This window comes from Pseudomonas sp. NPDC089534 (assembly GCF_044749305.1).
Lineage (GTDB): Bacteria > Pseudomonadota > Gammaproteobacteria > Pseudomonadales > Pseudomonadaceae > Aquipseudomonas > Aquipseudomonas ekonensis.
Genome location: NZ_JBIVHR010000062.1, coordinates 21442 through 31437 on the forward strand (window position 1 = coordinate 21442; position 9996 = coordinate 31437).

Genomic DNA, 9996 nt, shown 5'->3' on the forward strand with positions numbered 1-9996 from the left:
CATCACCTGTGGGAGCCAGCCTGCTGGCGATGGCGGCATGTCAGTCACAACACTACTGACAGACAGACCGCTATCGCGAGCAAGCTCGCTCCCACAGTATCCGAAGGGTTCACAGATTCGGCATTCACCCGCGATCCCCTGTGGGAGCCAGCCTGCTGGCGATGGCGTCAGTCAAGGCACCGGGGATGTCGGGGTTCAGACCTCGGCCGGCCAGGCGCTGACGAATTCGGTCAGCTCGACCTTCTCCGCCACCCGCGGCTCTTTCAACGGCGTGCCCAGGTACAGGAAGGCAATCACCTGTTCGTCATCGCTCAGCCCCAGGCCCTTGGCGACGTGTTTCGAGTAGGCCAGCTCGCCGGTGCGCCACACCGCGCCGATCCCCTGGGCATAGGCCGCCAGCAGAATCCCGTGGGCCGCGCAGCCCGCCGCCAGCAGTTGCTCGGATTTCGGGTACTTGACGTGTTCCTGCAATTTCGCGATCACCACGACCACCAGCGGCGCGCGCAGCGGGCCGTTGCGCGCCTTGTCGATGGCGGCCTCGGTGACTTCGCCTTCCTGCATCTGCGCCGCCTCGGCCAGCAGCTCGCCCATCCGCTCGCGGGCGGCGCCTTCGACGGTCAGGAAACGGTAAGGCTGCAAATGCCCGTGATCCGGCGCACGCAGGGCGGCGCTGAACAGGGCTTCGCGCTGTTCGGCGGTCGGGGCCGGGTCGATCAGTCGCGGAACGGAAACACGGTTGAGCAAAGCGTCGAGAGCCTGCATCGGCCACCTCCTGTCAAAAATGTCGGGCTATTCTAGCGGCAAGTGCCCGCTCGATGCCGGTTTACATGCCTTGCCCCGCGGGTAGAATGGCGCCCTTCCCCCTTCAGCCCGAGTGGATTTCATGGCGTTGCCGACCTTAAGGATCATTGGTTTCATCATCGGCATCTTCCTGATCACCCTGGCCATCGCCATGATCGTGCCCATGGCCACCCTGGTGATCTTCGACCGCACCGGCGACATGCCGTCGTTCCTCTGGTCGAGCATGATCACCTTCGTCGCCGGCCTGGCGCTGGTGATTCCCGGCCGCCCGGAGCACGTTCACCTGCGCCCGCGGGACATGTACCTGCTGACGGTCAGCAGTTGGCTGGTGGTGTGCATCTTCGCCGCGCTGCCGTTCCTGCTGACCCAGCACATCAGCTACACCGACTCGTTCTTCGAGAGCATGTCCGGCATCACCGCCACCGGCTCGACCGTGCTCACCGGCCTGGACAGCATGTCCCCCGGCATCCTGATGTGGCGCTCGCTGCTGCACTGGATCGGCGGCATCGGCTTCATCGGCATGGCCGTGGCGATCCTGCCGATGCTGCGCATCGGCGGCATGCGCCTGTTCCAGACCGAATCCTCGGACCGCTCGGAAAAGGTCATGCCCCGCTCGCACATGGTGGCGCGGCTGATCGTGGCGGCCTACGTGGGCATCACCATTCTCGGCAGCCTGGCGTTCTGGTGGGCCGGGATGAGCCCGTTCGATGCGGTCAACCATGCCATGTCGGCGATCTCCACCGGCGGTTTCTCGACCTCCGACCAGTCCCTGGCCAAGTGGACGCAACCGGCGGTGCACTGGGTGGCGGTGGTGGTCATGATCCTCGGCAGCCTGCCGTTCACCCTGTACGTGGCGACCTTGCGCGGCAACCGCCGGGCGCTGATCAAGGACCAGCAGGTGCAGGGGCTGCTCGGCATGCTGCTGGTGACCTGGCTGGTGCTCGGCACCTGGTACTGGTGGACCACCAACCTGCATTGGCTGGACGCGCTGCGGCACGTGGCGCTGAACGTGACCTCGGTGGTCACCACCACCGGGTTTGCGCTGGGGGACTACAGCCTGTGGGGCAACTTCTCGCTGATGCTGTTCTTCTACCTGGGTTTCGTCGGCGGCTGCTCCGGCTCGACGGCGGGCGGGATCAAGATCTTCCGTTTCCAGGTCGCCTACATCCTGCTCAAGGCCAACCTCAACCAGCTGATTCACCCGCGGGCGGTGATCAAGCAGAAATACAACGGCCACCGCCTCGACGAAGAGATCGTGCGTTCGATCCTGACCTTTTCGTTCTTCTTCGCCATCACCATCTGCGTGATCGCCCTGCTGCTGTCGCTGCTGGGCGTCGACTGGATGACGGCACTGACCGGCGCCGCCAGCACCGTGTCCGGCGTCGGCCCCGGCCTGGGCGAGACCATCGGCCCGGCCGGCAACTTCGCCAGCCTGCCGGATGCGGCCAAGTGGATCCTGTCGTTCGGCATGTTGCTCGGCCGGCTGGAGATCATCACGGTGTTTGTGCTGTGCATTCCGGCGTTCTGGCGTCACTGACCGCGTTCGGCGCGTCCAGCAGGCGCGCGCGGTAGTCGCCGGGGGTGGTGTCGAACCAGCGGCGGAAGGCGCGGAAGAAGTTGCTCGGGTCGGCGAACCCCAGCAGGTAGGCGATCTCCAGCAAGGTCATGTTCGGCTGCGCCAGGTACTGCTCGGCCAGTTCGCGGCGGGTGTCGTCGAGCAACTGCTGGAAACTGGTGCCCTCCTCCTGCAGGCGGCGCTGCAAGGTGCGCTGCGACAGGTGCAGGGTCTGCGCCACCGCATCGCGCTTGGGCTCGCCCTGGGGCAACAGGCGGCACAGCACCTGGCGCGCCTTGTGGGTCACGCGGCTTTCGGAGAACCGCGCCAGGTACTCCCCGGCGAACCGGTCGTGCAGCAGCGCCATCGCTTCGTTGGCGGTGGGCAGCGGCGCCTCCATGTCGGCGCGCTCGAAGATCAGCGCATCGTACGGCGCGTTGAACACCAGCGGCGCGTGGAAGGCCTGCCGATAGGGCTCCAGATTGTCCGGCTCGTCGCCCTGCACCAGCACCTTGCGCGGGTGCAGGGTGCGCCCGGTCAGCCAGCCGCACAGGCTCAACGCGCAGGCCAGCGAGGCCTCGGCGCTCTGGCGGGTCGGCGGCAGGTGGTCGCCGTGCACCGTCAGGATCAGCGCGTAGCCTTCATCGAGCAGGCGAAAGCTCAGGTCGGCGCTTTCGGCGATGATCCGCTGATAACGCACCAGGCGCTGAAAGCCTTCGGCCAAGGTGTTGCTGGACATCAGCGCGTAGCCGGCGACATGGAAGGAGGCCGGGCGCACCACCTTGCCCATGTTCAGGCCGATCGCCGGGTTGCCCGACAGCTCGACCGCCCGCTGCCACAGACGGGTCATGGAATCCTGCGGGAAGCGTGCGTCCGGATCGTCCAGCGCCGCGTAGTCGAGCCCAAGTTGCCTGAACAGAACCCGGCAATCCAGGCCGTCCATTTCCAGTGCCTTGACAATCCCCATCGCCCAGCTTGATGAAGTCGTTCGTTCGCTCATGGCGTTTATTCTTAAATGACATGACGGGCCGCATACTACGGCGGATTTTCCAAGGATAGTAAAGTGGCGCCGATTGTCACTGGCCAGCACCGACGATCACTCTAGACTCAAATAAGCTACCGACCGAACAACTTGCCATCAGAACAATAACCACAGAGATCGCAGTCGTGGACACCCTCAAGCCTTTCACCAGCTTCGCCGAGTTCTATCCGTATTACCTCAGCGAGCACAGCAACAGCGCCTGCCGGCGCCTGCACTTCGCCGGCACCACGCTGGTGCTGTTCATTTTGGCGCTGGCCATCGCCCAGGGCGCGTGGCTGCTGTTGCTGGCGCTGCCGCTGGCCGGCTACGGCTTCGCCTGGGTCGGGCATTTCTTTTTCGAGAAGAACCGCCCCGCCACCTTCCAGCACCCGTTCTACAGCCTGCTCGGCGACTTCGTCATGTACCGCGACATGATCCTGGGCCGCGTGCCGTTCTAGAACCCCAGCAAACGAGGACGGCCGATGAACGCCAACGCCCGTTTCACCCACATGAAGGACGGTACACAGGAAGACTGGGCGATCATCGCCGCCGATTTCAGCGCCTACGCCCGCCAGTTGCCCGGCCGGATCCTGGCGCACCTCAAATTGCTGGAGGGGGATTTCGGCGGGTTTGCGGTGGATCGCCTGACCCACTCCCTGCAGACCGCGACCCGCGCCTGGCGCGACGGCCGCGACGAGGAGTACGTGGTCTGCGCCCTGCTCCACGACATCGGCGACACCCTGGGCTCCTACAACCACCCGGACATCGCCGCGGCGATCCTCAAGCCGTTCGTCAGCGCCGAGAACCTGTGGATGGTGGAAAAGCACGGCATCTTCCAGGGCTATTACTTCTTCCATCACCTGGGCATGGACCGGCACCTGCGCGAGCAGTTCAAGGGGCATGCGCAGTATCAGGCGACGGTGGAGTTCTGCGCCCGCTACGACGCCGCCGCGTTCGACCCGGCCTACGACACGCTGCCGCTGAGCTTCTTCGAGCCGATGCTGGAACGGGTGTTCGCCGCGCCGAAGAACTCGATCTACAAGGCCGCGATGCAGGAACACGCACCGGCCTGAGAGCCCTCGGGAACCGCTGCGCGGTTCATCGCCAGCAGGCTGGTTCCCACATCGATTGGCGGCGACCCAAGATTCTGCCTTCAGCCCTGAACCCTGTGGGAGCCAGCCTGCTGGCGATGGCGTCAGTGCGGCCCCTTAAGCCAGCTCAGCCACCTTGGCCGCCTTCAACTGCGCTTCCCGCGCCTGCGCATCCGCCAGCCGGTACAGCTCGATGGTGCCGTCCCAATGTTCGATCAACGCCGTGCACGACTCCACCCAGTCGCCGCAGTTGAGGTAGTCCACCTCCCCCACCTTGCGGATCTCGGCATGGTGGATGTGGCCGCAGACCACCCCGTGCAGCTCGCGCTTGACGCACTCGTGGGCGATGGCCTCCTCGAAGTCGCTGATGAAGTTCACCGCCGTCTTCACCTTGTGCTTGAGGTAGGCCGACAGCGACCAGTAGCCGTAGCCGTACTTCGCCCGCCAGTGGTTGAGCCAGCGGTTGAGGGTCAGGGTGAATTCGTAGGCCGAGTCGCCGAGGAACGCCAGCCAGCGGTGATAGCGGGTGATCACATCGAACTGGTCGCCGTGGATCACCAGCAGGTGCCGGCCGTCCGCGGTGACGTGCACCGCTTCGTCCACCAACTGGATGTTGCCCAGGATCAGCTTCGAATAGCGGCGCAGGAATTCGTCGTGGTTGCCGGTGACGTAGATCACCTCGGTGCCGCGCTTGCTCATGGTCAGCAGGCGGCGGATCACGTTGGTGTGCGCCTGGGGCCAGTACATGCCGCCGCGCAGTTTCCAGCCGTCGATGATGTCGCCGACCAGATAGACCTTGTCGGCATGGTAGCCCTTGAGGAACTGCGACAGGTGCTCGGCCTGGCAATCCCGCGTGCCCAGGTGCACATCAGAGATCCATAAGGTGCGCACCCGTTGTTTACGGCTGGGTCTGGCGAGCTCGGCGCTGGTCATGGACAACCCTCTGCAATGTTTTGCAAAGCTTGCGCCTGTGCGGTGAACCGACCATGACAACCGTGCGTCAGTCCCGTGACAGCGCACATCGCCCTCGGCGGTGTAGACTGGGCGCCACTCCGGAGACCTGCGGCCATGCGACCGATCCTGACCCTGCGCCACTACACACACGACCTGATCGTCCACAGCCACGACCACGCGCAACTGGTGTTCGGCCTGTCCGGCGCGCTGGATTTCGAGGTGGAAGGCTGCGGCAGCCAGGTGCGCCAGCAGAGTTTCGTGGTCATTCCCGGCGGCGCCCACCACGCCTGCGGCAGCCCCGACGGCAGCCGCTGCCTGGTGCTGGACGTGCCCGAGGGGCCGTGGGTCGCCGATTCGCTGGGCGACCACGCCGACGCCAGCCGCCGCCTGCTTGAGCGCCCCGGACGCCTGACGCTGGACAGCGGGCAGAGCCAGTTGGTCAGTTGGCTGGCCAACAGCCCGATCAGCGACCCGCTGATCGCCCGCCAGGGCGCGGTTCTGCTCCTGGCCAGCCTGAACAGCGCCCGCCCCGCCGAGCTCGCCGCCCGGCGCCTGCCCTACGCGGCGCTGGACGCCCACATCGAGCAGTACGCCGCCTACCCGTTGCAGGTGGCCGACCTTGCGCGGGTCGCCGGCCTGTCCAGCGCCCGCCTGCATGCGCGCTTTGTCGCCGAATGCGGACAGACGCCGATGGACTACATCCGCAGCCGTCGCCTGCACAAGGCCGCCGGCCTGTTGCGCGACACTGCGCTGCCCATCGGCGAAATCGCCAGCCGGGTCGGCTACAGCTCCCAGAGCGCCTTCGCCGCCGCCATGCTGCGCGAGTTCGGCGCCTCGCCCGGCAACCTGCGCCGCGAGGCCGGCGACAAAGGACGATAGTCTGCCGACAGACATCCACGGCGCGGCGTCCCTAAACTGTCGATGTGTTGAACCGGATTCCCAAGGACTGCAATGACTCCCCGCACTGCCCTCGGCGCCCTGCATATCGGCGCACTGATGTTCGGCCTGACCGGCGTGTTCGGCAAACTCGCCGCCGCCACGCCCGCGGTCATCGTGTTCGGACGCGCCGCCTTCGCCGTCCTCGCGCTGGCGTTCTTCGCCCGGTTCGCCGGCCAGAACGCCTGGCAAAAGCTCCAGGCGGCGGACTGGCGCCGCCTCGCCCTCGGCGGCGTGCTGCTGGCCGGGCATTGGGTGAGCTTCTTCCTGGCGGTGAAGGTCGCCGGGGTGGCGATCGCGACCCTGGGCTTCGCCAGTTTCCCGGCGTTCACCGTGATCCTCGAAGGGCTGGTCTTCCGCGAGCGGATCCGCACCAACGAAATCGTGCTGGTGGCGCTGGTGAGCGTCGGCCTGGTGCTGGTGACCCCGGCGTTCGACCTCGCCAGCGGCGCCACCGCCGGCCTGCTCTGGGCGATCCTGTCGGGCCTGCTGTTTTCCCTGCTGTCGCTGACCAACCGCGCCGGCTCCGGGCGCATCCCCGCGGTGCAGGCGGCGCTGTGCCAGAACGTGGTGGTGGCGCTGTGTCTGCTGCCGGTGGCGGCGCCGCAGCTGGGCGGCGTGCGAGCCATGGACTGGCTGTGGATCGCCCTGCTCGGGGTGTTCTGCACCGGCGTCGCCCACAGCCTGTTCGTGGCCAGCCTGGCGGTGATCAAGGCCCGCACCGCCGCCGTGGTGTTCGCCCTGGAGCCGGTGTACGGCATCACCGTCGCGTGGCTGCTGTTCGATGAAGACCCGACCCTGCGCATGCTGGCCGGCGGCGCGTTGATCATCGTCGCCATCGTGGTGTCGAGCCGGCTGTCAGGCGGCTCGGGCAAGAAAGTCGTCGGGGCCGAGGCGCCGTCTCACTGAGTGCGGTCGTTGTGGCCCAGGTCGCGGTCGGGGTCGATCCGGTCGCGCACCCGCTGCTTGAGCACCTTGGCCTCGGGGAAGCCGCCGTCGGCCTTGCGCTCCCAGATCTGCACGCCGTCGCAGGCGATGTGGAACACCCCGCCGGTGCCCGGCACCAGCGACACCTTGCCCAGGTCGTCGGCAAAGGTGCTGAGCAGTTCCTGCGCCAGCCAGGCGGCGCGCAGCAGCCACTGGCATTGGGTGCAATAGGTGATGACGATTTCCGGTCTTGGGGCGGACATGTTCGCTGAAACTCCTGAGGCAGAGGGCGCCGCTATAATAGCCGGCTTTACCGCTCGCCCCGAGACTCACCATGCGTCGCCTTCTGATCTGCCTGCTGCTTGGTTTCCTTCCGCTGCTCGTCCATGCCGATGAAACGGCGCGGCCCAAGGTCGGCCTGGTGCTGTCCGGCGGCGCGGCCCGGGGGCTGGCGCACATCGGCGTGCTCAAGGCCCTGGAGGAGCAAGGCATCAAGATCGACGCGATCGCCGGCACCAGCATGGGCGCGGTGGTCGGCGGCCTCTACGCCTCGGGCTACAAGATCGACGAACTGGAGAAGCTCGCCCTGTCCATCGACTGGCAGCAGGCGCTGTCCGACGCCCCGCCCCGGGAGGACGTGCCGTTCCGGCGCAAGCAGGACGACCGCGACTTCCTGGTGAAACAGAAGCTCAGCTTCCGCGACGACGGCAGCCTCGGCCTGCCGCTGGGGGTGATCCAGGGCCAGAACCTGGCGCTGATGCTCGAAAGCCTGCTGGCCCACACCAGCGACACCCGCGACTTCGACAAACTGCCGATCCCGTTCCGCGCCGTGGCCACCGACATCGCCGACGGCGAGAAAGTGGTGTTCCGCAAGGGCCACCTGCCCCAGGTGATCCGCGCCAGCATGTCGATCCCGGCGGTGTTCGCCCCGGTCGAACTGGACGGCCGCCTGCTGGTGGACGGCGGCATGACCGACAACATCCCCCTCGACGTGGCCCGGGAGATGGGGGTCGATGTCGCCATCGTCGTCGACATCGGCACCCCGCTGCGCAACCGCAAGCAACTGACCACCGTGGTCGATGTGCTGAACCAGTCCATCACCCTGATGACCCGGCGCAACTCCGAAGAGCAACTGGCGGCGCTGCACCCCGACGATGTGCTGATCCAGCCGCCGCTGGCGAGCTTCGGCGTCACCGATTTCGGCCGCGCCCAGGAGATGATCGACGCCGGCTACCGCGCCACCCGGATCCTCGACGCCCGCCTGGCCCGCCTCAAGCCTTCCCAACCCCAGGACACCGAACTGGCCGCCGCCCGCTCGCCGGGCCAGCGCACGCCGGTGATCACGGCGATCCGGGTCGAGAACGACTCGAAGGTCGGCGACGACGTGATCCGCTACTACATCCGCCAACGCATCGGCGAACCCCTGGACCTGGGCCGCCTGCAGACCGACATGGGCACGCTGTACGGCCTCGACTACTTCGAGCAGGTGCAGTACCGCGTGGTGCACAAGGGGCAGGACCACACGCTGGTGATCAGCGCCCGGGGCAAGCGCAGCGGCACCGATTACCTGCGCATCGGCCTCAACCTGTCCGACGACATGCGCGGCGACAGCGCCTTCAACCTCGGCGCCAGCTACCGGGTCAACGGCATCAACCGCCTCGGCGCCGAATGGCTGACCCGGGCGCAGATCGGCGACAAGCAAGAGCTGTACACCGAGTTCTATCAGCCGCTGGACGTCGGCTCGCGCTACTTCCTCGCGCCCTACGCGGCGTTCGCGGCGCAGAACGTCGACTCGGTGCTCGACAACGACCCCATCGCCCAATACCGCGTCGAGCGCTACGGCTTCGGCCTCAATGTAGGCCGGCAGATCGGCAACAGCGGCGAGGTGCGGCTGGGCATCGGCGAGGCCTGGGGCAAGGCCGACGTGCGCATCGGCGACCAGAACCAGCCCAGCGAACATTTCAACGAAGGTTTCTACGCGCTCAAGTACTCGTTCGATTCGCTGGACAACGTCTACTTCCCCCACGAGGGCGAGGACATCGGCCTGACCCTGGCGCAGTTCGAGCCGGGCCTGGGTTCCGACACCCGCTACCGGCAGTGGGAGTTCAAACTGGACAAGGCCATGAGCCACGGCCCGGACACCCTGGTGCTTGGCGGCCGCTACGGACGCACCCTGGACGATGCCAACGTGGTGGTCTCCAGCTTCCTGCTCGGCGGCGCCCGGCAGTTGTCCGGATTCCGCGAGGATGCGGTCTCCGGCCAGAACGTCAGCCTGATGCGCGCCGTGTATTACCGGCGCCTGACCCCTCGCTCATTCCTGCCGCTGGACTTCCCGCTGTACGCCGGCGCCTCGCTGGAGCGCGGCCGGGCCTGGAACAACGACAACGAGTTCGACAGCGGCTACATCAACGCGGCCAGCGTGTTCATCGGGTTCGATACGCCATTGGGGCCGTTGAACTTCAGCTTCGGGCTGAACGATGCGGATGAGCAGGCGGTTTACCTGAATCTGGGGCAGACGTTCTGAAGCAGGCCTGGATTTTCTGTGGTGCCTGACCTGTCGCCATCGCCAGCAGGCTGGCTCCCACAGTGTCCGTGGCGTTCACGGGTTCTGCGTTCAGCCGCAATTCCCCGTGGGAGCCAGCCTGCTGGCGATGACGGTGCGTCTGACAGGCCGCCATCGCGAGCAAGCTCGCTCCCACAGTGTCCGTGGG

At 66.5% G+C, this 9996-nt stretch carries 10 protein-coding genes; 6 read left to right on the plus strand and 4 right to left on the minus strand.

Annotated elements, in window-relative coordinates:
* Positions 1–195: 195 nt before the first annotated feature.
* A complete protein-coding gene (locus ACIP0B_RS18845; protein WP_400834870.1) occupies positions 196–762 on the minus strand; it encodes an NAD(P)H nitroreductase in 567 nt (188 codons plus the stop codon).
* 121 nt (positions 763–883) lie between these two features.
* Between ACIP0B_RS18845 and ACIP0B_RS18850 the strand changes: the two genes are divergently transcribed.
* Positions 884–2338, plus strand: a complete 1455-nt coding sequence (locus ACIP0B_RS18850) for a TrkH family potassium uptake protein (RefSeq protein ID WP_085577867.1) — start codon at positions 884–886, stop codon at positions 2336–2338.
* Here the strand turns inward: ACIP0B_RS18850 and ACIP0B_RS18855 are convergent.
* Positions 2295–3356, minus strand: coding sequence for an AraC family transcriptional regulator (locus ACIP0B_RS18855; protein ID WP_400834873.1), 1062 nt, complete (start codon positions 3354–3356; stop codon positions 2295–2297). The two genes, ACIP0B_RS18850 and ACIP0B_RS18855, sit on opposite strands and share 44 nt — an antisense overlap.
* 167 nt (positions 3357–3523) lie before the next feature.
* Here ACIP0B_RS18855 and ACIP0B_RS18860 point away from each other — a divergent pair, with 167 nt between their 5' ends.
* Both ACIP0B_RS18860 and ACIP0B_RS18865 read left to right on the plus strand, forming a co-directional pair.
* Positions 3524–3835 carry an Mpo1-like protein gene (locus tag ACIP0B_RS18860; RefSeq protein WP_400834876.1) on the plus strand — a complete coding sequence of 104 codons (312 nt, stop codon included), beginning with the start codon at positions 3524–3526 and terminating at the stop codon, positions 3833–3835.
* Positions 3836–3859: 24 nt separating this feature from the next.
* Positions 3860–4450: an HD domain-containing protein gene (locus ACIP0B_RS18865; RefSeq protein ID WP_400834879.1), complete on the plus strand. Its 591-nt coding sequence runs from the start codon at positions 3860–3862 to the stop codon at positions 4448–4450.
* Positions 4451–4585: 135 nt separating this feature from the next.
* Here the strand turns inward: ACIP0B_RS18865 and ACIP0B_RS18870 are convergent, their stop codons facing one another.
* On the minus strand, positions 4586–5401 hold the full coding sequence (locus tag ACIP0B_RS18870) for a UDP-2,3-diacylglucosamine diphosphatase (protein ID WP_085577871.1): 816 nt from the start codon (positions 5399–5401) through the stop codon (positions 4586–4588).
* A gap of 135 nt (positions 5402–5536) precedes the next feature.
* On the opposite strand from ACIP0B_RS18870, the gene ACIP0B_RS18875 reads away from it, so the two are divergent.
* Entirely contained in the window at positions 5537–6301 is a 765-nt protein-coding gene (locus tag ACIP0B_RS18875) for an AraC family transcriptional regulator (RefSeq protein WP_400834882.1), read from the plus strand.
* 72 nt (positions 6302–6373) lie between these two features.
* Positions 6374–7267 carry a DMT family transporter gene (locus tag ACIP0B_RS18880; protein WP_400834885.1) on the plus strand — a complete coding sequence of 298 codons (894 nt, stop codon included), beginning with the start codon at positions 6374–6376 and terminating at the stop codon, positions 7265–7267.
* On the opposite strand, the gene ACIP0B_RS18885 is transcribed toward ACIP0B_RS18880, so the two are convergent.
* Positions 7261–7548 (minus strand): SelT/SelW/SelH family protein, encoded by a 288-nt coding sequence (locus ACIP0B_RS18885; protein WP_085577874.1) that lies wholly within the window; start codon positions 7546–7548, stop codon positions 7261–7263. The genes ACIP0B_RS18880 and ACIP0B_RS18885 overlap by 7 nt on opposite strands.
* 71 nt (positions 7549–7619) lie before the next feature.
* Between ACIP0B_RS18885 and ACIP0B_RS18890 the strand changes: the two genes are divergently transcribed.
* Positions 7620–9809: a patatin-like phospholipase family protein gene (locus ACIP0B_RS18890; protein WP_400834888.1), complete on the plus strand. Its 2190-nt coding sequence runs from the start codon at positions 7620–7622 to the stop codon at positions 9807–9809.
* Positions 9810–9996 lie beyond the last annotated feature (187 nt).